Below are 20,932 nucleotides of genomic sequence, written 5' to 3' on the forward strand. Positions count from 1 at the left end.
CATCCAGGAAGTCGAGCGTCACGTACCAGAAAGTGTCGCGCTCTGACCTACAGCAGTTTTTCATTGCTTTACGTAACTGCCTGGCGCCGGCTCCAGAGGCGGGAATTTCTCATTCCCTGCGTGCGGAACTGCTGGTTGGCGCTCGCCGGAGTGTCCCGCCAGCCAGTTGAACCAATCATTCCACCAGCTACCGGGTTGCTGCTCAGCATTCTTGAACCAGGTCTCCGGGTTTTTCGTGACCCGATTATTGGTCCAGTAATGGCGCTTCTGCTTGGCCGGTGGATTGATGACGCCGGCGATATGCCCTGAAGCTCCTAATACAAAACGCTTGGCCCCGGAGAGCAGGTTGGTGCTGGCGTAGGCGCTTTTCCAGGGCACGATGTGATCGTCATGGGTGGCGAGGATGTAAGCGGGAGCGTCAATTGCACGCAAATCAAGCTTGACCCCACAGCACTCCAGCTCGCCTGATTTCAAATCGTTCTGCAGATAGGTGTGGCGCAGATACCAGCAGTACATCGGCCCCGGAAGGTTAGTGCTGTCGTTGTTCCAGAACAGCAGATCAAGCGGAATCGGCTTCTGCCCCTTGAGGTATTTGTCGACGTTGTAGTTCCACCACAGCTCGTTCGGGCGCAGCAGGGAAAAGGTATTGCCCATGTCCTCACCACGAAACAGACCGATGGGGCCATTCATGCCGCCGATGGTGCGCTCTCGATAGGCCACCAGTTCTTCGTCGACGAATATGTCGATGGGACCGGTATCCAGGTAGTCAAGGAACGTGGTGAACAGGCTCACGCTGGCGATCTCCCTGTCGCCGCGTGCAGCAAGTACTGCCAGCGCCGTGCTCAGCAGGGTGCCGCCGATGCAGAAGCCCACGCAATTGAGTCGCTGCTCGCCACTGATCTCGCGGGTCACTTGCAGCGCGTTGATCACCCCGTGCTCAATCAGGTCATCCCAGGTGGTGCCAGCGTGTTCCTGATCAAAGTTGCGCCAGGACATCAGGAAAACGGGATGTCCCTGTTCCAGCAGGTGGCGGACCATCGAGTTGTCCGGGCGCAGATCAAGGATGTAGTACTTGTTGATCGATGGCGGTACGACGAATACCGGGTGTCGGTACTGGGTGTCGCTTTGCGGGTAGTACTGAATGAGCTGGAAGAGGTGATTCTCAAAGACCACTTCGCCTGGGGTGTTGGCCAGGTCGACGCCAACCTTGAAGGCACCGCTATCGCACTGGCGCATTTTGCCTTCGTTCATGTCGCTGGCCATATGCGCCAAACCTGTCATCAGGCTGGCACCTTGAGTCTCAACCGCACGCTGGAGCGCATCAGGGTTGCTGACCAGAAAATTGCTTGGCGCACTGGCGGCAATGGCTTGCTCCACCAGATAGCGCAGGCGTTGGCGCGGTTTTTTTTCTTTGATCAGCAGCTTGTCGAGCAGTTTCAGGAGAAAGCTTGCGTTGAGCAGGTAAAACGCAGCGAGGGAGCCGAACAGTGGCTCGCTCCAGTTGCCGCTGGCGAAACGTCGATCGTCGAAGCTGAAGGGTTGGCCGGTCAGCAGTTTTTGGCCCAGTTGGCCCCATTGAAGCTGGTAGTCCGCTTGAAGGCCGTCCAGGGTTTCGCGAGGTAACTCGAACCAGGCGCCGTGCTCATGCCCGGAAAACCACGGATTAGTGCTGACCCATAGACGTAATTGTTGCACTGCAAAGGAAGCGATGAACGGAACCTGGCCTGACCAATAGGTTTTGAATGTATGCGCGTTGTTGTCCATAAAGATCCTTGCCCATACAGATGAGCCGGGCAGAAAAAAAGCCGCGCGTTGCCGGAATCCGGCGTAGCGACGGCAGGAATGCGGGCAGCGTTGTCTGACGCCAATCTGATGCGCGGAACAAGGGTCCCAAGTCCGCGCATGGGCTACTCAGATGCCGTTGGTTAGCGCTCGATAGCCACGCCGACGCCTTGTCCGCCACCGATGCACAAAGTGGCCAGTCCCTTCTTGCCGTCGCGACGGATCAGCTCGTGCACCAGCGACACCAGGATCCGAGCCCCTGACGCGCCGATCGGATGGCCAAGGGCGATTGCGCCGCCGTTGACGTTGACTTTGCTGGAGTCCCAACCCAACTCTTTACCAACCGCCAGCGACTGGGCGGCGAAGGCTTCATTGGCTTCGATCAGGTCCAGGTCCTCGACGCTCCAGCCGGCCTTTTGCAGGGTCAGACGTGTAGCCGGGACTGGGCCGATGCCCATGATCGACGGGTCTACACCGGCGCTGGCATAGGCTTTGATCCGTGCCAGAACCGGGAGGCCCAGCGCTTGTGCTTTAGCGGCGCTGGCCAGCAACAGCACGGCAGCACCGTCGTTGAGGGTCGAGGAGTTGCCGGCGGTCACGCTGCCGTCTTTCTGGAATGCCGGTTTGAGTTTCGCCAACGCTTGCGCAGTGCTGTCGATACGCGGCTGTTCGTCGGTGTCGAAGACCAGCGGTTCGCCCTTGCGCTGGGGAATCAGGATCGGGGTGATTTCGCTCTGGAAACGCCCGCCCTCAATGGCTGCGGCGGCCTTCTGTTGCGAGGTGGCAGAGAAGGCATCCTGTGCTTCACGAGAGATCTCGTACTTCTGCGCCAGATTCTCGGCGGTGATACCCATGTGATAGTCGTTGAAGGCGTCCCACAGGCCATCCTGGATCATGCTGTCTTGCAGTTGTGCATGCCCCATACGCAGACCGGTGCGTGCCTTGGGCAGAACATAGGGGGCCAGACTCATGTTTTCCTGACCGCCAGCGATTACCAGTTCCGCGTCGCCGCAACGGATTGCCTGGACGGCGAGATGGACCGCCTTGAGACCGGAGCCGCAGACCTTGTTCAAGGTCAGGGCAGGGGTGGTGTGTGGCAAGCCAGCCTTGATCGCAGTCTGGCGTGCCGGGTTCTGCCCAGCGCCGGCAGTGAGTACCTGGCCGAGTATCACTTCATCAATTTGAGCAGCATCGATACCCGTCTGCTCCAGCAAGCGGCGAATCACTGCGGCACCCAGTTCGGTCGCGGGAATTGCAGACAAAGCACCCTGGAAACTGCCAATGGCGGTACGAGTAGCGGCAACGATTACGACTTCGTTCATGCGTGACCTCATCGAAAAGACAAAATTCGTCGAGCAAACCAGGGCATTCCTGCCCTGATCGGGGTTATTGCATGTTCATGCCGCCGTTTACCGAGAAATCGGCACCGGTGCTGTAGGCGGATTCATCGGAGGCCAGCCAGGCCACGATTGAGGCGATCTCTTCGGGTTGGCCAAGGCGACCGACCGGAGTTGCAGCGATCATGCCTTCGAGAATGTCCGGGCGAATTGCCGCAGTCATAGAGGTCTGGATATAGCCTGGGGATACGGTATTGACGGTCACGCCCTTGCCGGAGACTTCCCGGGCCAGTGCCATGGTGAAACCATGAATGCCAGCCTTGGCGGCGGAGTAGTTGGTCTGGCCGAACTGGCCACGCTGACCGTTGATGGAGGAGATATTGATGATCCGCCCCCAGCCTTTGGACAACATGCCTTCAATGACCTGCTTGGTGGTGTTGAACAAGCCCGTCAGGTTGGTCCCGATCACGCTGTTCCAGTCTTCCGGGGTGAGCTTGCGAAAAGACGCGTCGCGGGTGATGCCGGCGTTGTTGACCAGCACATCGATCGGGCCGAATTGTTCACGAGCCATCTCGAAAGCCTTGCGGGTTGACTCCCAATCGGTGACGTCACCATAGATGAACTCGAACTCATAACCCGCTTCCAGTTGGCTGGCACGCCAGTCGTTCTTGCGGCTGGAATCAGAGCTGCAGCCGACGATTACCTTGAATCCTTCCTTGTATAGACGTTGGCTGATTGCCGTACCGATACCGCCCATACCACCCGTTACCAAAGCAATGCGACTACGCGATTCCATACATCTACTCCATTTTTTTGCGCTGCAGGAGAGTAGATTGTTCGATATCGACGGGCCGTGCGGAAGTGTTTGAAGGTGACGTTCTCCTGTCCATCGGTGCCACGCGGGTGTTTTGGCCTGCTGGCAAAAAAATGAGGAGTACCCATACTTGGATCAACTCTTAAAACTCAATGGATAGTTAATATTACTGAAACACTGTTGAAATATGTTCAGCGCATGTCAGTATCGGCTCCGGACAGGACGTTCGGTTCCATTGGTCATTGAGGACGCCATGTATAGAATGAGTTCAGGTTATGCCAGCATGCTGGCGAGTACGTTTTTGGCCCAAGGACTGGACCTTGGCGGTCTGTGCCAGGAGGCGGGACTGGATGTCGAGTTCGTGAGTAAACCAGGAGCATTCTGCGAGCGAAGCGTTATCTATCGTCTTTGGGACCTGGCTGCTCAGGCTTCGGATGATCTGAATATCGGTTTGAAAGCCTACGGGGAATTCCATCCCAGTAGTTTTCAGATCGTGGGCTACACGATGATGTCCAGTTCGAATCTGAAAAGGGCGCTTGAGCGTCTGGTTCGTTTCAGCCCGTTGATTGGTACCGGATTCAGCCTTTTCCTTGTCCAGGAGCAGCAGCATTACCGATTGGCCAGTCTCGATCATCAGCAACATGGCTCGGTCAAACCCCGGCAATACACGGATGCAGCCTTGGCTTCGCTGCTGGGTTTCTGCCATTGGCTGGCAGGTGGCAAGTCACCGCAACCGTTGAGTGTGGAGTTCACTTATCCCGAGCCCGAAGACACGTCGGAGCATCAGCGGCTTTTTGGCTGTCCGCTGAGTTTCGGGGCGGCATATGACAGCATCTTGTTCGATGGCCAGGAGCTTCTGAGTCCGTTGTGCATGGCCAACGAGGCGTTGGCCACACTCCATGACAGTTTTGCCGAGGCTCAATTGGACCTGTTGTCCGGCTACTTTATCGTTGGCAGGATTCGCGCGCTGATTACCGAGCGCTTGAGCCAGGGGCAAGGCCAAGGGCAATGTGATATGGAATCGATTGCGGCGGCACTGAATATCAGCAAGCGAACGCTTCAACGAGGCCTTGAGAAGGATGGCACGCAATTCAAGGACGTCCTGAACGATGTGCGCCGGCAGATGGCTGACTTCTATTTGCGCCATTCTCATTTCAACATGAAGCATGTGACTAGCCTGCTCGGCTTCCATGATCACAGCAGCTTCCATAAGGCATGCATCCGTTGGTTCGGTATGACCCCCGGTCAGTATCGAACCGACGAGTTGTCGCCTGTGATCGAAAAAGTCGCGCGGGTCCGATCCATGAACCCCATCGGTCTTTACAGAGATCATAAGGTCGCAGGCTTCGCCGAACGGACGCACCGCTAATCCCTTGTAAAGTGTCATTGAGGCTTGGGGCCTCTTGTACCTTTGCTCGCTTTGCGCTTCGGGGCTTTAACTACGATGGCGGGAGCGGGCAGTGGTGTGACCTGCGGCGACGGAGATGGCTCCGAAGGGGGCTCCTGCGGGATGACAACTGTTTCACTGGGTGGTTGGGTCAGGCTGAAGCCCGGCAGGGGGACTTCGAGCAGTGCGTGCAGTTCACGCCAGAATTCGCCTTCAGCTCCAACGGTCGCCAGCAGTTCAGGCATCAATTGCCCAACGGCTGTCAGGACCTGTTGGCGTTCCTTTGCCTCTGGTAGCAACAAAGGCAGGCTGCGCAAGCTTTCTTGCGGGTGGGCGAAAACCAGCAGGTTCTGCAATCGGATGGCTTCGCGCAGGGCAGTGGGCTCATTGCTGTAGTCCTGGACCAGCAGGTGCACCTGCTGGATCAGCTTCTCGATGCTTTCCTTGCCCGCCTTGTCGCTGTCGCGGCCCAGCAAAAACAGAATCCGCACCAATGCTTCCAGGGGGCCGCCATGAGGCAGCGCATCCTGCAGGCGTTCGATCAGGGCCTGGTCCAGCTGGTCGGCATGTGCCTGGAGATTTCGCACAGGCTTGTTGCTGGTGAGGGCACTCAGTGCGCCGTAAATACCGTAAAAACACAGCTCCTGAGTGGCGTCACGCACATCGCGATAAGCATTCAGGGCGTCTTGCATCTGGTTGGAAAACAACGCTTGCCAGGCCAGCAACGGGTTGTCTTTGCGTGCAGGTTGACGATCACTGCTCACTTGGGAGGCGGTCCCGGCTAACCACCACAGCGCCGGATTCAGGCTGCTCCATAGCACTTGCTGCTGATGGAAGGGGTGCGCCCTGCGCAACACTTCGGCAATTGGCTCGTTGACGATCTGACGCAGCCACGGACGTATGAACCCGTCGTAAAACGCGCTGTTGATTTCAGAGGCGCGCTCCACCAGAGAGAATTCGCGATCGTCATCACGGGCCGGCTCGACGTCATCATGGATATCGGCGATTCGCCTTGATTCGAAACGCACTCGGTATTGCATGTCATCGCTGCCTGAGGAGGTTGGCAGATCGTCAATCAGCATTTCATACAGTCCCGCCGGCAGCGCCTTGATGGTTTCGACCGCGCCGAGCATCCCACGGTGTTCGCGCCGCGCCACTTTGCCGGAAACAAAAATACCCAAATGGCCGATGCTGGCGTGTCGCAGGTAGACGATGGTACGTCCTGCGTCATGCAAAGCGAGATCGCTGGGATAAACATCGGCGATCCAGTTCAATGCCTGCTGGGGAGGGGTGATGTTGTCTCCGTAGGAACAGAACACCACCACCGGTACTTCGATCCGTTTCAGGTCAATGCTGCTGCTCTTGCGGCCGAGACCGCCGGACAATTGGTTGCCGATGAAAAGGTCATCGACAATCATCTCAATCTCTTCGCCATTGAGCAGGGTCGGGCTGCCCCACCAGCGTTCGAAGTCGAGGAAGCGCGTAGCCTCGCTGTCGACCTGGCTGAACAACTGGTAGTACTTGGCCCAATAGGTGTTGGCCGGGTCCAGGTTTTCGAAATTGCTGACCAGCCAAGTACCGTCAAAGCGGCCATTGCCCAAGTCGCTGCCCAGGCGAGCCATCCAGCCGCCACCCAGCAGGCCTCCGGTATAGCGCATCGGATTGCGTCCATTGACACCGGCCCAGTATGACAAGGGGGCACCATTGATAATGATCAATCCCGGCAGTTCCGGCCGTGTTGCAGCCAGTCCCATCAACGCCCAGCCCGCCTGGCAGTTACCGATGATGATCGGCTCGCTGTTGGTCGGGTGAAGGGCGCTGACGACTTCGATGAACCGGGCCTGGGCTTCGACGATATCGGCCAGGGTTTGCCCAGGCTGTGGCGAGTGACTGAAAGAGATGAAATAGGTGGGGTGGCCGGCTCTGAGGCTTTCACCTAATACCGAATCCTGTTTGAAGCCGCCGATTCCGGAGCCGTGGCCGCCGCGTGGGTCAATGATGATCACCGGCTGGCCATTGCTGTCGATTCTTTGCTCTGGTCCGGGGAGGATTCGCAACAGTGAATAGTTGACCGGGCGTGGGAGATCGGAGCCTGCGACCAGGGTTTCATGATCGAACTTGAGCAGCAGAGGATACCCGGCGCGTTCATGGGCCAGCGTATTGTCGCCGCGCTGGCGCAGGGTGTCCCAGAACAGCAGGCTGCGTTGGCCGAGGTCGGTGAAGTATTCCTGCCAGTCAGTGGGCGTGGGTTGTCTGAGTTGACCCTGCTTCAGGGGCGCGAGGGTTTTTTCCTGGCGTTGGCGCAAAGCATCAAGGACGTTCAGGGTGTTGAGGTGCTGCAGATGACTCAGGTGTTCGAACAGGCCGCGTTGAGAGGAGGGTTTTTCATATTGCGATGCAATAATATCTTCCTGGCCCATGGTGATCTCCTGGCGTTATGCGTGAGAAGCAGCTGCCTGCGCCTCTTTTATAAAGAAGGCTTGGCTGGCTGTTCGATGCTAGGAGTCTATAGCGAATAGAGGCATGAGAAGAAAGATTTTTGTGCGCCGCACAAAAAATCATTGCTAAACGGATTTGTGCGCTGCAATATTAAGGCTAACGCGATGACCGGCAGGATCGCTATCGCGTCCTCAGGCCCATGTCGGCTTTTCAGAATCAGGAGATTCAAGCATGTCTTTTTTCAACTCGGAAAAATTGCAAGACGCTCAGAAAGCCAACCTCGACCTCCTGCAGCAAATCAGTGGCAAAGTCTTCGCCAGCGTTGAACAGCTCACCCAATTGCAGTTCAAGACTCTGCAGGCCTCCACCGAGGAGCAGTTCGACGGCTTGCGCAAACTGCTTGCAGTTCGTGATCCACAGGGGTTCGCTGAGCTCCAGGCTTCTTTCACCCAGCCAAATGTGCAAGCCGAACGCCTGGCTGAGTTCAATCGCCAAGTGCAAGCGTTGATTGTCGGCACTCACTCGGAAATCGCCAAACTGACCTCGCGTCAGGTCGAGGCGGGCACCCAGCAGGTGCAAGAGTTCGTTGAAGTGATCAGCAAGAATGCACCGGCTGGCTCCGAGCCTGTTGTGGCCGCGTTCAAGTCGTCGCTGGCGAATGCCGGTACCGTTTTTGAAAGCGCACAGAACGCCGTAAAACAGGCTGCTGACGTTGCCCAGAGCGGTTTTGACGCAGCGACCGCCGCAGCCAGCAAAACCGCTCCTGGTGCCAAGGCTACAAGTGGTAACAAGTAAGTCACATTAGAGCGGTTACACTGATGGCGATGGGTTTACTCCCCATCGCCATTTTTTTTCGGCCCGCCGCCGGCACCTGGCATGCCGCCGAACAGGCCGAAGAGGTTCTGAGTGTTCAGGTAGAGGGCTTTTGACTGGTCGACATACTGGCGCATCAAATCCTGCATGACCGGTGCTTGCTGGTGCATGAACTCGCTCCAGGCTTCAGAGGACTGAGCGCCGGTCTGGGACTGGATGTCGATGACCGTCTGGATGCTTTTATCCAGGTAGCTGCCGAGGACGCTCTGGTAGGGACCGTAGAACTGGATAATCCCCATGAGCATCTCGCTGGAGAATATCGGCTCACCGCCACTTTCGGCTTCCAGAATGACCTGCAGCAAAATACTTCGGGTCAGATCCTCGCCAGTCTTGGCGTCGACCACCTCGAACGGAATTTTGTCGACGACCAATTGGCGTATATCCGCAAGGGTCAAATGACTGCTGGTGTGCGTGTCATACAGACGGCGATTCGGGTACTTCTTGATCAGACGGGTGGTGTTCCGACTGTTATCTGTCATGCGGGGCTACTCACAGCAAGCCTGATTTGCAGGCATCTTATCCTACTCTGACCACTGCCACTCCAACGCGTCGCCTCACGCGGCACGTGCTGGGTGGTCAGCGTAAGAACTTTCTTCATCTTTTGAGTGCTGAACTTGCGAGGCTGGCCACTTCGAGGCAGGGTCGATCAATCCCTCAAGACCCGCCACCGGATAGCGCTTTCGCCATTTGAACACCACAGGTTCTGAGATCTGGGCTGATTGCTGATGTCTGGCCAAACACCATCGCCTTCGTTCGTCCTTTCGGTCGTGGTAGGAATGGCACCCCCAGCACAGGCGACATCCCGATCGACGGTGACTTTACGCACTTTGAGTTGCCGCTCGGCGTGACTATGCTCAGAACCAATCGCCAGTAGTCTTTTTGCATGATTCGGGCTTGGTGTAGGTGGCGTTGCTGCGTGACCTACGAACCGGTCAGTACGCCGCTCAGGAACAGCGCCATATCGAAGGGCCTGGTCACGCTCTACCTCCAATGTAGGCCGACATCACATCGATCCGGTTATGCCCGAGTTCAACGCTGATCTGTTGCCGCGCCTTTTGTCACTCCGATCTAATCTCTTCGCCGTCCCGTGTGTCTTTACTACGTTAGCTCAAGTCGCTCTAACGCATAGTCCTTACCTGCCAAGGTAAGTTCAAAAGTGGTGGAGCCAAACGTGCCCCGTGTCACTTTTTGCTTCACAAGACGTTTAACTTGGAGTTGCTTTAGACCTTCTTCAACTTCCAACTTTCTGAGTGAGACAAGTTTGCAAACTGAATCTAAATTTGCAATTTTTCTGAAGTTTGCATGATAGGCTAAAGCTTCCATCAGCAGCGTTTGGTTATCTGTCAACTGTGGAAACTGAGGGTTGTTGTTTTTGTAAACTTTTCGCTCTATCTCATGTAGTTCGCCGTAAGCTCCGTCAGTGGTGCGGTAGTAGTAAATCGCTACAGACAGAGTGCTGATTAAAGCCGCGATAATTATCAGCAGCGACCAATTCGGTATTGGCGTTTCTAACAGAAACCAGGTCCACGCACGTAGCAGCCAGCCCTTGGTATCTGCCCACAACGTCAGGTCGAAGTAAGTGTCGAGCAGCTTTATGGCAGCCCAAGCGACAAGGAAGCCTCCAGCCAAGTAGGCCATAGCCTTGAAAGTGAACGGGGAATGCTTGCCTTCTGCTGCCATGCTGCTCGTCTCTAGTGTAGGAAACAGATGTTATGAGCATAGCAGTGGAAGCTTGGCACTCTGGCATTGGCGCGGGAGGGATTGTTACAGGTAGGAGGGCGCCTGAGAGCTTCACCGCCATATTCGATGTAAACAAAACCCTTGGTTTCGAAAGATGCCAGGGGTTTTGTGTTTTTGGCGCTTGAATTTGAGGCAGGGCAAACGAGAGGCTCCTACCGCGCAAGCAGTCACCGAGCCGATCCGGCTGTTAGACTGCCCAATCTCTTCGAATGGAATCGACATTATGCTCCATCCCCGCGCCAGCTTTCGTGGTACAGCCAAGCTTATCGCGGCTGCGTCAATTGTTGCCATGTCCTCAGGGGCTCTCGCTTCCGCCCCTGCAACCTTTCCCGACGCTGAGGCCAGCGACCCCGCCAGGCTGGGCTGGATGGTCGGCTCCCCACCCCCTGCTGATCGCATCGTGCGTTTCGAAGACGGCAGCTATTTCCAGTTTCCGGCAATGCGCTGGAGTGTCTCGAACTTCCGGCAACTGATGCCGACGATCAATGTTTCACGCGGCCTGGGTGCTCCGGTTCCACTGGAGATAGCGCTACGCAAAGATATCGACGGGATCAGTTTCGTCCCGCTCGGCGCCAAGGCACCGATGACCTGGGAGCAATCCCTGGCGGCCACTTACACCGATGGCATTGTGGTAATGCACCGCGGGAAAGTTGTCTACGAACGTTACTTCGGCGTGTTGAAGCCGGACGGCCAGCACGCCGCGATGTCGGTGACCAAGTCCGTGGTCGGCACGCTGGGCGCCATGTTGGTGGCGCAGGGGCGCATCGATGCAGGCAAGCGGGTTGCCGAATATGTACCGGAACTGACGGACTCTGCATTTGGTAGCGCCACGGTACGGCAGGTGCTCGACATGACCACGGGCCTCAAGTACAGCGAAGACTACGCGAACCCGAACGCCGAGGTCTGGGCGCATGCCCAGGCAGGCAATCCGTTGCCCAAACCCAAGGGTTATGAGGGCCCTCGCAGCTACTACGAGTTTTTGCAGACGGTGCAACCGCAAGGCGAGCACGGTAAAGCGTTTGCCTACAAAACCGTCAACACCGACGTGTTGGGCTGGGTCATTGCCCGCGCCACCGGTCGCAATGTTGCGCAACTGCTATCGGAGAAAATCTGGAGCCGGTTGGGTGCCGAACAGGACGCCTGGTTCACCGTTGACTCCATCGGCACGCCGTTCGCCGGTGGTGGCTTGAATGCGGGGTTGCGGGACCTGGCTCGGTTTGGCGAGATGTTGCGCAATGACGGTCAGTTCGACGGTCAGCAAATTGTGCCCAAAGCGGTGGTCGACGATATTCGGCGGGGCGGTGATAGAAACGCGTTTGCCAAGGCTGATTATCCGTTGCTCAAAGGTTGGAGTTACCGGTCGATGTGGTGGGTGACGGACAAGGAGGGCGGGGCGTTCATGGCACGAGGGGTTCATGGGCAACGTATTTATGTCGACCCGAAGGCCGAGATGGTCATCGTCCGCTACGCATCCCATCCAGTGGCTAGCAACTCGGCTAACGATCCCGTGACGTTGCCGGCATTTGATGCGTTGGCTGAATATCTGAACAAGAAGGAGCACCCATGATCATCACCACGACCCACTCCATCGAAGGCCGGCAAATTACCGCCTATCTGGACATCGTCAGCGCCGAGTCGGTGCAAGGGATCAACGTCGTCCGTGATGTGTTTGCCGGGATGCGCGATTTTTTCGGCGGGCGCTCCCAGACACTGGAGCGAGCGTTGAAAGAAGCGCGCATTCAGGCCACCGATGAGATCAGGGAGCGGGCGCAGGCGCTTGAGGCGGACGCGGTGGTCGGGCTTGATTATGAGATCAGTATGCCGGCGGGGAAGGGCGGGATGGTCGTGGTGTTTGTGACCGGGACTGCGGTCAAGTTGAGATGAAAGGTGAAACGCCATTCGTCGGTCACGGAGAAAACCGAACGGCAGGTCCATTAGTGACCGGCTAGTCTCAAAAACCTTGGCGATCGATATTACTTCAGGCAAAGGGCTTGCCGATGTCGATCGCGCTTTTTGAAAGGTGTGAAGAGATGGCTGATCCGTATATCGAGGACGATGGCGCAGAATTTCCGATCAACAACTCCGTGCGGTGTGGTCAGACCCAGTATGTGGCCAGTTTCGGCGAGGACCAGACTGAGGTCGACAAGATCAAGACCAGGGCGTGCCGGGTATTGAAGGGCAAATTTTTACCCAAGGTGACGGCACCGGTCAGGAAGTAACCGAACGTTAGGCAGACCCCGTATAGAGCGGGGTTTTTCATGTCTGAAAAGTTTTATGACAATTTTTTAAAGATGCTGATCTTTCACAAACTTTTCACAGCACCCTCCGTAATCTCGACTCATCCGTTAGAAAGCAACACCTGGCCCGTTTCCCCAGCGGGCTTTTTTTTGTCCGTCATAAAACCTTTTTCAAAAATGCTGTCCAACCGTCGCCAATCGCGAAGTTGGACCGGCGTGCTGGACTTTATCCGCGCAAAAGCATTCAATCTCGCCCCCCTTTTTGTTTACCCCTATTTTTTGAGGTTTTTGTCATGCGTTTAACACTGCCTGCTCTGGTTCTGGGGCTTCTGGTTGCTCAAGGTGCAATGGCTGGTGACGGCACTGCCGCGCTGGGCGGTGGCTTGGGCGGCGCGTTGGGTAACGTGGTCGGCCAGAAAATGGGCGGCAGCACTGGCGCAGCGATTGGTGCGGGCGTGGCTGGCGCGGCGGGCAGCGCAGTTGCCGCCAAAAAAGGTCATCGCACCAGCGCTGCTATCGGTGGCGGTGTCGGCGCGGCCGGTGGTTCGGTGATCGGTAACAGCCTCGGTGGCAAGTCCGGTGCCACCATCGGTGCAGGCCTGGGCGGCGCATTGGGCGGCGGCGTAGGCAGCAACCTGGCCAATGGTCACAAGCGTCACTGATCCTGATTCAGATTTGAAAAAAGCCCGGCTTGATGCCGGGCTTTTTCATTTATGAACGTTTCACGCTGCAGCAGCTCAAATCTTCCATACTCTGGAAGAATGCGAGGCGTGCCATGAACCCGAAAACCAACGGCAAAAAAAACGGAAGCCTGAATGCTCGACTATTGATGGTGCCTGCGATTGTTTTTGGATTGCTGGTCTCACAGATCGCGCTGGCTGGAGGTAATGGAGATGCCGCCGTGGGCGGTGGTCTTGGTGGGGTGTTGGGCAATGTGGTTGGTGGCCAGGTGGGTGGCAGCACGGGGGCAGCGATTGGCGCGGGTGTCGGCGGAGCGGCCGGTAGTGCCATTGCCGCGCCCAAGCACAGTCGCACCGAGGCGGCGGTAGGCGGTGGTTTGGGCGCGGCGGGTGGATCGGTGGTCGGCAACAGTCTCGGCGGTTCGACCGGATCGGCCATCGGTGCCGGTCTTGGCGGAGCAGCCGGCGGTGCGGTCGGCAATGATCTGGGGAGTGACAGCGGTCATTCCCATTCCGGTAACGGTTATAAACACTCGAACAAGCACCACAAAAAGCATCACTAGTTGAGCGAGGCATCCCATGACTGCGAAAAGCGAAGGCAAGGAAGAAAAGGGCCCGAGCGGACTGCCCTCTATCAACGATCCCGGCAATGAAGATCCGGGATCGCTGATGGATGATGCGACGGTGCCGCTTAACGACGCTGATGATGCGGGCGATGTGGGGAATATTGATTTTGACGATGAGGAAGAGGACGAAGATTGATCGAGCCGTGTTGCCGAATTGACCGGTTGTCTAGCTGACCGAACGCGTCCAACGCCCAGTCCCCGATATTTCGTGGCCTGAGTCTGCGCGATGTAAATATTGGTTTGGAGGTTTTGGAGAGGGCACATTGGGCTCACCCTCATCAACCTTTGCCTCACCTACCCCATCTGGCGCCGAGCCCCCTGCCTTATTCGCCAGTGGACAGCTCCCGCTCAACCCCAACGGATCCACCCACTCCGTCGGGTTCCTGGAATACCGATACGGGTTCAACCCACCGGCCAACTTGACCGGATTCGGCGTCAGATAACGACCGATGTCCGGATGATAGTAGCGATACCGGTTGTAGTGCAGGCCAGTCTCTGCGTCGAAGTATTGCCCCTGAAACCTTAGCGGCTGTTCGAGTCGTTCGCCGTCGCCGTGGCTCAGTTCACGGAGTTTGCCGTGGGCGGTGTATTTGGCCGACCAGACGATGGCGCCGCCGTAGCTGGTCAGTTCCTGCGGGGTGCCGAGGTGGTCGAGTTGGTAGTAGAGCGGGCAGGCGTTTGCCCGGCCTTTGCCGTCGAGCAGCGCCAGCGGGCGGAAGCTGCCGGGTTCGTAGACGTAGCTGCGGTAGTGCCGGGGGCCGCTTTCGGCGATGAGCTGGTTGCCTTGCCAGAAGAATTGCGTGGTCTGGCCGTCGACGGTTTTGCCGATGCGCCGGCCGAAGGCGTCGTAGCGGTAGCTGACACTTTTACCGTCCTGAGTGCTGACGCCGATCAGGCGGTGCTGGCTGTCGTAGGTGTATTCAGTGACCTGGGTCGGCGTACCGCGACGTTCGCGGATCAGGTTGCCGAAGGCGTCGTAGTCGTAGTGGCCGTCGTAACGGCGGTGCAGATGGTTGCCCTGGAGCACACTCGGGCCGGGGCGGTCGTGGATCAGCAGGTTACCGGCCGGGTCGTGGGTGAAGTTCTCTGCGGACTGGTCGCGGGCGTGACGTACGCCGGTCAGGCGGTCGAGCGCATCGTATTGGTAGCGGCGTGAACCGTGGCGGCTGTCGGCAATCTGCAGGAGGTTGCCCTTGATGCTGTAGGCATACTTGCGGCGGTACAGCGGTCGTTGCTTTTGGCTGACGGCATGGGCTTGCAAACGGCCTTGCTCGTCGTAGGTGTAATCGCTGAGCAGCAGGCCCTGTTGGCGTTGCTGTTCGCGCCCGCTGACAAAACGATGGCTGGTCAGGCGCGTGCCGTTGAGGTCGATGGCAGTGAGGGCGCCCCCCTTGGCGTGGTGGTAGACGAGGACACAGGCGTCCGGCAGTCGCAGGCGCTTGAGCCGACCGCAGGCGTCGTAGCCGTAGCTCAAGGTGCCCCAGCCCTGATGCTCGGTGATCAGCCGGTCCTGGCGGTCGTATTCGAACTCCAGCGGATGGTCCTGGCCGTCATCGACGCTGACCAGTCGCCCGAAGTTGTCGTAGTGGTATTCGACCTTGACCCCATCGGGCAACGTTTTGACCAGTAACCGCCCAGCGCTGTCACGTTGATAACCGGTAACCAGCCGCGAACCGTCGTCGCCAAACTCGGTTCTCTCCAGCAACTGGCCATTGAGGTCGTAGCTGTAGGCGGTACGACGGCCATCGAAACCGGTTTCCTGTCGGATCAATCCACCCGGGGTGTAGTCCAGCCGGTAAGTGTCGCCGACTTCGTTTTCGATCTCGGTGAGCAACAATTGCCCATGGTCGTAGCGGTACTTCAGCGCGCTGCCGTCGGGGTTGATCCGACGGCTGACCAAGTGCAGGTCGTCGGCGTATTCGTAACGGGTTACCCGTCCCAGTTCGTCGGTGTTGGCGGTGACCTGGCCGTAGGCGTTGTAGCGACAGGCACGGCGGGCACCGTTGGGCAGCGTGGTCCGGGTCAGTCGATCCATGGCGTCCCACTCATAACCGGTGACGGTACCGTGTTCGTCCTGCCGGGTAATCCGCCGCCCCAACGCATCGTAGGAAAAAGTGCGCTGAGCACCGTCCGGCAGGGTCTCTTCCAGCAATTGCCCCAAGGCGTTCCAGACAAACCGGTGACCGCTCTGGTCGGGGAAACGGATCGTCAGCAGGCGCCCCTGCGTGTCATAGAAATAGCGCGTGATCTGTCCGTCGGGATTGGTGATGGCAGTGATGTCGCCCTGGGCATTGCGCTGGTAGGTCCACTTCGCCTGACCGCGGGTGCGGGTGTACAGGAAACCGTGGCGATACTCGTAGGACGTGGGCGCCTCATCCGGCGCAAGCAGCGCGATCAGCCGGCCGACTTCGTCATAATGGTGTTCGATGACGGCGCCGAGGGCGTCCTGCTCGGCGATCAGACGGCCCTGATCGTTATAGGCCTTGTGCTGCTTGCCGCCGTCCCGCCCGACCTGGCGCACCAACCGTGCGCGGTCGTCATGAACGTAAGCCTCTTCGCTACCGTCGGCGTTGTTCACCGTCACGCAGCCTTGATCGTCCCAGACGTAATGCGCCTCCATCTGCGCAAACGAAGCCCAGTGATGGATGCAGCGGGCCGCCTTGCCGGAGCGTTCCCACTCCCAGAAGAAACTCGCGCCGCCGGCCAGTTGCCGTTGCAGGATGACGTGCTGCTCGTCGTAGTCATAGCACTCGCTTTCACCCGCGGCGTTGGTCGCCTCGATCAAACGCTGGCGGGCGTCGTAGCGGTAGCTGACCAGTGTCTGTTCGGTGCGCCAGGTGTACGCCTCGGGATCGCTGCGCTGAAACACCTGATAGTCGACGGCCACCAGGTGCTTGAGGTCGTAACGCAGCAACAAGGCGCGGTCGGCGCCGTTGTCCAGGCGCTGGATCCGGTCAAAGCGGTCCCGCTGCACCGTCAGGCGGTTGCCGTAGGCGTCGCTGATCGCGCTGAGCCGGCCGTCATGAAAGTGGTAGAACCGCGCGCGGTCGCCCACCAGGGCGAGGATCAGTTCGTCCGGCTCCTCGCCGAGGTAAATCGCCGCCCGCGACAGGCTGTTGTGGATCACCGGACGCGCCGCCGTCGGCCGTGGAAACGGCGTGCGGCGGTTTTCCGGGTCGGTCCACAGCACATGCTCGCCGTGAAGTTCCAGGTGCTGGGACAGCGAATGGCTCCAGCCAAAACCGAGGCCGCTGTCGAGTTCGACGGCATTGGTTCGATAGAGGCGGGTAAAGTCGAACGGCAGGATCCCGTCGAGGGTGCCGTCGGTCAGGGTCAGCAGTTCTTCGCCGGTAACCATCGACACCGAGCAGTTGTTCAGGGCCAATACCTTTTGGGGATCGAACATCTGCAGTCTTTCGCTTGGCGGAATGTAGAGCGCGAAACTCTGCGGGGAATCTGCAAGGAAAGAAGTCGGGAGAGTTGGCGTTTGGTGTAGGGCGATTCGCTAAATCACGGAGAGCCATTCGGCGTGGATCGGGATTTCATCGTTGCTCCAAGGCAGTGGCTCTCGCTATGCTGCTGAATCCTTTAACCCCCCCGGGCATCCGCCGTACCTGAGCTGCCCGGGATGCCCTGAAAAACGGATCAGATGCGATGAATGCACCACTGAAAGCATTCGGCCCGATCAAGGCCGTGATTTTCGATATGGACGGCTTGTTGCTGGACACAGAGGGCATCTACACCGAAGTCACGTCCATCATTGCCGCGCGTTACGGCCGGACGTTCGACTGGAGCATCAAACAGAACATCATTGGCCGGGGCGCGGGAGATCTGGCGCGCTATGTGGTTGAAGCGCTGGACTTGCCGATTACCGCCGAAGAGTTCCTGGTGATCCGCGAGCCGCTGATGCGCGAGCGTTTTCCTACAGCGCAAGCGATGCCCGGCGCACAGGAACTGGTACGGCATCTGAAGGCCAACAACATTCCCATTGCCGTGGGAACCAGTTCTTCGAGCCAGTCGTTCGGCCAGAAAACCACATTGCACCGCGACTGGTTCGCCTTGTTCGACTTCATCGTCACCGCCGATGACCCCGAGGTGGGCGCGGCCAAACCGGCACCGGATATTTTCCTGACGGCGGCGCGGCGTCTGGGCATTGCGCCCGAAAGTTGCCTGGTGTTCGAGGATTCGCCCTTCGGTGTCACCGCAGCGAAAGCGGCGGGGATGACGGCGATTGCAATTCCGGATGCGGCAATGGCCGACGCCAGGTACGCACACGCTGATGGCATTCTTCGTACGCTGAAAGCGTTTGAGCCGGGCACTTGTGGGTTACCGGCGCTTGAGAGGAACTGACGGCTGAAAATGTGGGAGCGAACCTGCTCGCTCCCACAGGACCGAGAAGCATCAGGCGCCGAAGCCACCGTCGATGGTCAGGCTGGCACCCGTGATGTAGCCCGCTTCAGGGCTGACGAGGTAGGCAACGAAGCTGGCGATTTCTTCGGCCTTGCCGTAACGGCCCACGGCCATCAACGGGATCAGGCTTTCCGCAAAGTCACCGTGTGCCGGGTTCATGTCGGTGTCGACCGGGCCCGGTTGCACGTTATTGATGGTGATGCCTTGCGGACCGAGATCACGGGCCAGGCCTTTGGTCAGGCCGACCAGTGCCGACTTGCTCATGGCATATGGCCCGCCACCGGCGAAGGGCATGCGGTCGGCGTTGGTGCTGCCGATGTTGATGATGCGTCCGCCTTCGGTCATGTGTTTGGCGGCGGCCTGGGTGGCGATGAATACGCTGCGCACGTTGATGGCCAGGGTCTGGTCGAAGTCTTCGAGTTTGAACTCGGCCAGCGGTGCGACGGCCAGTACGCCAGCGTTGTTGACCAGGATATCCAGGCGACCGAAGGCTTCCACCGTGGCGGACACGGCGCCGCGGATGGCGTCGGCGTCGGCGCTGTCGGCCTTGATGGCCAGGGCCTTGCCGCCCTTGGCGGTAATGCTGTCTTGCAGTTCTTCGGCCTTGGCCGTGGAGCTGACATAAGTGAAGGCAACGGTCGCGCCTTCAGCAGCCAGGCGCTTGACGATGGCTGCGCCGATACCGCGGGAACCGCCTTGAATCAATGCCACTTTGCCGCTGAGGTTCTGAGTAGTCATGTCGATCTCCAAATCCCGAGGCGAGATGTCCCGGTTGATGGAGCCTAGTATCGATTCAGGATTACCTGCTGTGTAGACCATAATTACGATAGTCTGTGTAAACCAAAAGTTTATAGTGGCGACTATGGAAACCTTCAGCAGTATCGAATGCTTTGTGCGTAGTGCCGAGGTCGGCAGCTTTGCCGAAGCGGCGCGCCGCTTGAGCCTGACGCCGGCGGCGGTGGGCAAGAGCGTTGCCAAGCTCGAGGCGCGCCTGGGCGTCAGATTGTTCCAGCGCAGCACTCGCAGCCTGACGCTGACGGAAGCCGGTCAGTTGTTTCTCGGCGAAGTCAGCGGCAGCCTGCACACGATCCAGAATGCCGTGGCCAATCTCGCCAGCGCCGGAGGGCAACCGGCGGGCACCCTGAAAGTCAGCATGGGGACGGTATTCGGCTGCCTGTACATTGTGCCGATGCTCGGCGAGTTTCTGCGACGATTCCCGGCGATCAACCCGGACTGGCACTTCGACAACCGCCAGGTCGATCTGATCGGGCAGGGTTTCGACGCGGCAATCGGCGGCGGCTTCGAATTGCCCCAGGGTGTGGTGGCACGTCGGCTGAGCCCGGCGCATCGGGTGTTGGTGGCTACGCAGGACTACCTGGAGACACATGCGGCGATCAGCGAGCCGGATGACCTCAAGCACCATGACGGAATTCTGATCCGCTCGCCGCAGACCGGTCGGGTGCGCTCCTGGCAGTTGACCCATCGCAATCAGCAACACAGCCCGTTGACGCTCAAGGCGCGGATGACCATGAGCGATTCCGAGGCCGCCTGCGCCACGGCCGCGCAAGGTCTGGGCATTGCGCTGGTGAGCATGCCGTTTGCCGCGGGCTATCTGGAGTCGGGCAGGCTGCAGCGGGTGCTACCGGACTGGTACATCGATGACGGCTACACCTCCATCTATTACGCCGAACACAAACTGCTGCCCGGCAAGACCCGGGCGTTTGTCGATTTCATCATTGAGCAGTTTACCGAGCGGGGGTTGGGGCAGAGGTTTAGTGCTGTTTGAGTCAGCCTCAAGACCGAGGCGCGGCCATCGCGGGCAAGCTCGCGATTGGGGCACCGCGGTCTACCGGGCGAACCGCGCCGGCCAGCCAATGATGTTTTTCGGCCGCGGCATCGCATACGTCCGCACCTTTGATGTCGACAACCCCAGTCGCACCAGCGACTCGGCAATGGTCACCGCCGCCGTCACGCCGTCCACCACCGGTACGCCAGTATGTCGACGAATCTGCTCGTCCAGCCCGGCCATGCCGCCGCAGCCCAGGCAAATCACTTCGGCCTTGTCCTGAGTCACCGCCAGTTCGGCCTGATGCACGATGGCTTCCAGTGCGCGCTGCGGCTCGTGCTCCAGTTCCAGCACTGCCAAGCCGCTGGCCCGCACTGAGGCGCAACGGTCCCAGAGGCCGGAGAGCTTGAGGCGATCTTCAATCAGCGGCACGGTGCGGTCGAGGGTGGTGACCACGGAGTAAGCGTGACCGAGAAACATCGCTGTGCTGGCGGCGGCATCGGTGATGTCCACCACCGGTACATTGAGCAGTTCCTGCAAGCCTTCACGGCCGTGTTCGCCGTAGCCAGCCTGGATCACGGCGTCGAAAGGCTGGTCGTAGGACATCACCCGATCCATGACCGCGATGGCCGCCAGGTAACTTTCGAAATTGCCCTCGATGGAGTCGGCGCCAAAGTGCGGGGTGAGGCCGACGATTTCCGTGCCGGGCGATGCCACGGCTTGCGCCGAGCGGGCGATGGCCTGGGTGATGGATTCGGTGGTGTTGACGTTGACCACGAGAATGCGCATGGGGAGTCCTTATTGCAGATGGTTCTGCGGCC

18 protein-coding genes and 2 pseudogenes are annotated in these 20,932 nt (G+C 58.7%); 10 read left to right on the forward strand and 10 right to left on the reverse strand.

Annotated elements, in window-relative coordinates; all coding sequences use genetic code 11:
* Positions 1 to 60 precede the first annotated feature (60 nt).
* The 3 genes from phaC to phbB form a co-directional block, all read right to left on the reverse strand.
* Complete coding sequence (gene phaC, locus AC1D1M_RS04275) at positions 61 to 1,764, reverse strand: class I poly(R)-hydroxyalkanoic acid synthase (RefSeq protein ID WP_477774693.1); 1,704 nt, start codon at positions 1,762 to 1,764, stop codon at positions 61 to 63.
* Between the two features lie 161 nt (positions 1,765 to 1,925).
* Entirely contained in the window at positions 1,926 to 3,104 is a 1,179-nt protein-coding gene (locus AC1D1M_RS04280; protein ID WP_477774694.1) for an acetyl-CoA C-acetyltransferase, read from the reverse strand.
* Positions 3,105 to 3,168: 64 nt separating this feature from the next.
* The gene (gene phbB / locus AC1D1M_RS04285; RefSeq protein ID WP_007988010.1) at positions 3,169 to 3,915 is read right to left on the reverse strand and encodes an acetoacetyl-CoA reductase; all 747 of its coding nucleotides are present in this window, start codon (positions 3,913 to 3,915) and stop codon (positions 3,169 to 3,171) included.
* A gap of 271 nt (positions 3,916 to 4,186) precedes the next feature.
* Between phbB and AC1D1M_RS04290 the strand changes: the two genes are divergently transcribed.
* Positions 4,187 to 5,302 carry an AraC family transcriptional regulator gene (locus AC1D1M_RS04290; RefSeq protein WP_477774695.1) on the forward strand — a complete coding sequence of 372 codons (1,116 nt, stop codon included), beginning with the start codon at positions 4,187 to 4,189 and terminating at the stop codon, positions 5,300 to 5,302.
* A 14-nt stretch (positions 5,303 to 5,316) separates the two neighbouring features.
* Here AC1D1M_RS04290 and AC1D1M_RS04295 read toward each other — a convergent pair whose 3' ends face one another.
* Complete coding sequence (locus AC1D1M_RS04295) at positions 5,317 to 7,740, reverse strand: DUF3141 domain-containing protein (protein ID WP_477774696.1); 2,424 nt, start codon at positions 7,738 to 7,740, stop codon at positions 5,317 to 5,319.
* 250 nt (positions 7,741 to 7,990) lie between these two features.
* On the opposite strand from AC1D1M_RS04295, the gene phaP reads away from it, so the two are divergent.
* On the forward strand, positions 7,991 to 8,554 hold the full coding sequence (gene phaP, locus AC1D1M_RS04300) for a TIGR01841 family phasin (RefSeq protein WP_477774697.1): 564 nt from the start codon (positions 7,991 to 7,993) through the stop codon (positions 8,552 to 8,554).
* Positions 8,555 to 8,589: 35 nt separating this feature from the next.
* On the opposite strand, the gene phaR is transcribed toward phaP, so the two are convergent.
* The 3 genes and pseudogenes from phaR to AC1D1M_RS04315 all read right to left on the reverse strand — a co-directional run bounded on the left by phaR (position 8,590) and on the right by AC1D1M_RS04315 (position 10,312).
* Positions 8,590 to 9,111 (reverse strand): polyhydroxyalkanoate synthesis repressor PhaR, encoded by a 522-nt coding sequence (gene phaR / locus AC1D1M_RS04305; RefSeq protein ID WP_477774698.1) that lies wholly within the window; start codon positions 9,109 to 9,111, stop codon positions 8,590 to 8,592.
* 59 nt (positions 9,112 to 9,170) lie between these two features.
* Positions 9,171 to 9,345 (reverse strand): annotated as a pseudogene (locus AC1D1M_RS04310) (helix-turn-helix domain-containing protein); the annotation flags it as partial.
* Positions 9,346 to 9,730: 385 nt separating this feature from the next.
* Positions 9,731 to 10,312, reverse strand: coding sequence for a hypothetical protein (locus tag AC1D1M_RS04315; protein ID WP_477774699.1), 582 nt, complete (start codon positions 10,310 to 10,312; stop codon positions 9,731 to 9,733).
* A 349-nt stretch (positions 10,313 to 10,661) separates the two neighbouring features.
* Between AC1D1M_RS04315 and AC1D1M_RS04320 the strand changes: the two genes are divergently transcribed.
* From AC1D1M_RS04320 to AC1D1M_RS04345, 6 genes are all read left to right on the forward strand, one after another.
* Complete coding sequence (locus AC1D1M_RS04320; RefSeq protein ID WP_477774700.1) at positions 10,662 to 11,939, forward strand: serine hydrolase domain-containing protein; 1,278 nt, start codon at positions 10,662 to 10,664, stop codon at positions 11,937 to 11,939.
* Positions 11,936 to 12,256: a YbjQ family protein gene (locus AC1D1M_RS04325; RefSeq protein WP_477774701.1), complete on the forward strand. Its 321-nt coding sequence runs from the start codon at positions 11,936 to 11,938 to the stop codon at positions 12,254 to 12,256. The genes AC1D1M_RS04320 and AC1D1M_RS04325 overlap by 4 nt, the downstream gene beginning before the upstream one ends.
* Before the next feature lie 146 nt (positions 12,257 to 12,402).
* Positions 12,403 to 12,591 (forward strand): hypothetical protein, encoded by a 189-nt coding sequence (locus tag AC1D1M_RS04330; RefSeq protein ID WP_032829518.1) that lies wholly within the window; start codon positions 12,403 to 12,405, stop codon positions 12,589 to 12,591.
* Positions 12,592 to 12,902: 311 nt separating this feature from the next.
* On the forward strand, positions 12,903 to 13,271 hold the full coding sequence (locus AC1D1M_RS04335; RefSeq protein ID WP_007988063.1) for a hypothetical protein: 369 nt from the start codon (positions 12,903 to 12,905) through the stop codon (positions 13,269 to 13,271).
* A 113-nt stretch (positions 13,272 to 13,384) separates the two neighbouring features.
* Positions 13,385 to 13,852, forward strand: coding sequence for a hypothetical protein (locus AC1D1M_RS04340; RefSeq protein ID WP_477774702.1), 468 nt, complete (start codon positions 13,385 to 13,387; stop codon positions 13,850 to 13,852).
* Between the two features lie 16 nt (positions 13,853 to 13,868).
* Positions 13,869 to 14,051, forward strand: a complete 183-nt coding sequence (locus AC1D1M_RS04345; RefSeq protein WP_477774703.1) for a hypothetical protein — start codon at positions 13,869 to 13,871, stop codon at positions 14,049 to 14,051.
* Between the two features lie 81 nt (positions 14,052 to 14,132).
* Here the strand turns inward: AC1D1M_RS04345 and AC1D1M_RS04350 are convergent.
* Positions 14,133 to 17,291 (reverse strand): annotated as a pseudogene (locus AC1D1M_RS04350) (RHS repeat-associated core domain-containing protein); the annotation flags it as partial.
* A gap of 278 nt (positions 17,292 to 17,569) precedes the next feature.
* On the opposite strand from AC1D1M_RS04350, the gene AC1D1M_RS04355 reads away from it, so the two are divergent.
* Positions 17,570 to 18,265: an HAD-IA family hydrolase gene (locus AC1D1M_RS04355; RefSeq protein WP_477774704.1), complete on the forward strand. Its 696-nt coding sequence runs from the start codon at positions 17,570 to 17,572 to the stop codon at positions 18,263 to 18,265.
* Positions 18,266 to 18,316: 51 nt separating this feature from the next.
* Here the strand turns inward: AC1D1M_RS04355 and AC1D1M_RS04360 are convergent, their stop codons facing one another.
* Positions 18,317 to 19,063, reverse strand: a complete 747-nt coding sequence (locus AC1D1M_RS04360; protein WP_477774705.1) for a 3-oxoacyl-ACP reductase family protein — start codon at positions 19,061 to 19,063, stop codon at positions 18,317 to 18,319.
* A gap of 124 nt (positions 19,064 to 19,187) precedes the next feature.
* Here AC1D1M_RS04360 and AC1D1M_RS04365 point away from each other — a divergent pair, with 124 nt between their 5' ends.
* Positions 19,188 to 20,111, forward strand: a complete 924-nt coding sequence (locus AC1D1M_RS04365) for a LysR family transcriptional regulator (RefSeq protein WP_477774706.1) — start codon at positions 19,188 to 19,190, stop codon at positions 20,109 to 20,111.
* Between the two features lie 60 nt (positions 20,112 to 20,171).
* Here AC1D1M_RS04365 and AC1D1M_RS04370 read toward each other — a convergent pair whose 3' ends face one another.
* Positions 20,172 to 20,900, reverse strand: a complete 729-nt coding sequence (locus AC1D1M_RS04370) for an aspartate/glutamate racemase family protein (protein ID WP_477774707.1) — start codon at positions 20,898 to 20,900, stop codon at positions 20,172 to 20,174.
* Between the last annotated feature and the right edge of the window lie 32 nt (positions 20,901 to 20,932).

Source organism: Pseudomonas sp. P1_F7 (genome assembly GCF_056405655.1).

Excerpts from the sequence above, each read along its gene's own strand:
- AC1D1M_RS04295 (WP_477774696.1), bottom strand. The coding sequence starts at position 7,740 with ATGGGCCAGGAAGATATTATTGCATCGCAATATGAAAAACCCTCCTCT.
- AC1D1M_RS04330 (WP_032829518.1), top strand. The coding sequence starts at position 12,403 with ATGGCTGATCCGTATATCGAGGACGATGGCGCAGAATTTCCGATCAAC.
- AC1D1M_RS04325 (WP_477774701.1), top strand. The coding sequence starts at position 11,936 with ATGATCATCACCACGACCCACTCCATCGAAGGCCGGCAAATTACCGCC.
- AC1D1M_RS04345 (WP_477774703.1), top strand. The coding sequence starts at position 13,869 with ATGACTGCGAAAAGCGAAGGCAAGGAAGAAAAGGGCCCGAGCGGACTG.
- phaP (WP_477774697.1), top strand. The coding sequence starts at position 7,991 with ATGTCTTTTTTCAACTCGGAAAAATTGCAAGACGCTCAGAAAGCCAAC.
- AC1D1M_RS04280 (WP_477774694.1), bottom strand. The coding sequence starts at position 3,104 with ATGAACGAAGTCGTAATCGTTGCCGCTACTCGTACCGCCATTGGCAGT.
- AC1D1M_RS04340 (WP_477774702.1), top strand. The coding sequence starts at position 13,385 with ATGAACCCGAAAACCAACGGCAAAAAAAACGGAAGCCTGAATGCTCGA.
- phaR (WP_477774698.1), bottom strand. The coding sequence starts at position 9,111 with ATGACAGATAACAGTCGGAACACCACCCGTCTGATCAAGAAGTACCCG.
- AC1D1M_RS04290 (WP_477774695.1), top strand. The coding sequence starts at position 4,187 with ATGTATAGAATGAGTTCAGGTTATGCCAGCATGCTGGCGAGTACGTTT.
- AC1D1M_RS04360 (WP_477774705.1), bottom strand. The coding sequence starts at position 19,063 with ATGACTACTCAGAACCTCAGCGGCAAAGTGGCATTGATTCAAGGCGGT.
- phaC (WP_477774693.1), bottom strand. The coding sequence starts at position 1,764 with ATGGACAACAACGCGCATACATTCAAAACCTATTGGTCAGGCCAGGTT.
- phbB (WP_007988010.1), bottom strand. The coding sequence starts at position 3,915 with ATGGAATCGCGTAGTCGCATTGCTTTGGTAACGGGTGGTATGGGCGGT.
- AC1D1M_RS04335 (WP_007988063.1), top strand. The coding sequence starts at position 12,903 with ATGCGTTTAACACTGCCTGCTCTGGTTCTGGGGCTTCTGGTTGCTCAA.
- AC1D1M_RS04320 (WP_477774700.1), top strand. The coding sequence starts at position 10,662 with ATGTCCTCAGGGGCTCTCGCTTCCGCCCCTGCAACCTTTCCCGACGCT.
- AC1D1M_RS04355 (WP_477774704.1), top strand. The coding sequence starts at position 17,570 with ATGAATGCACCACTGAAAGCATTCGGCCCGATCAAGGCCGTGATTTTC.
- AC1D1M_RS04365 (WP_477774706.1), top strand. The coding sequence starts at position 19,188 with ATGGAAACCTTCAGCAGTATCGAATGCTTTGTGCGTAGTGCCGAGGTC.
- AC1D1M_RS04315 (WP_477774699.1), bottom strand. The coding sequence starts at position 10,312 with ATGGCAGCAGAAGGCAAGCATTCCCCGTTCACTTTCAAGGCTATGGCC.
- AC1D1M_RS04370 (WP_477774707.1), bottom strand. The coding sequence starts at position 20,900 with ATGCGCATTCTCGTGGTCAACGTCAACACCACCGAATCCATCACCCAG.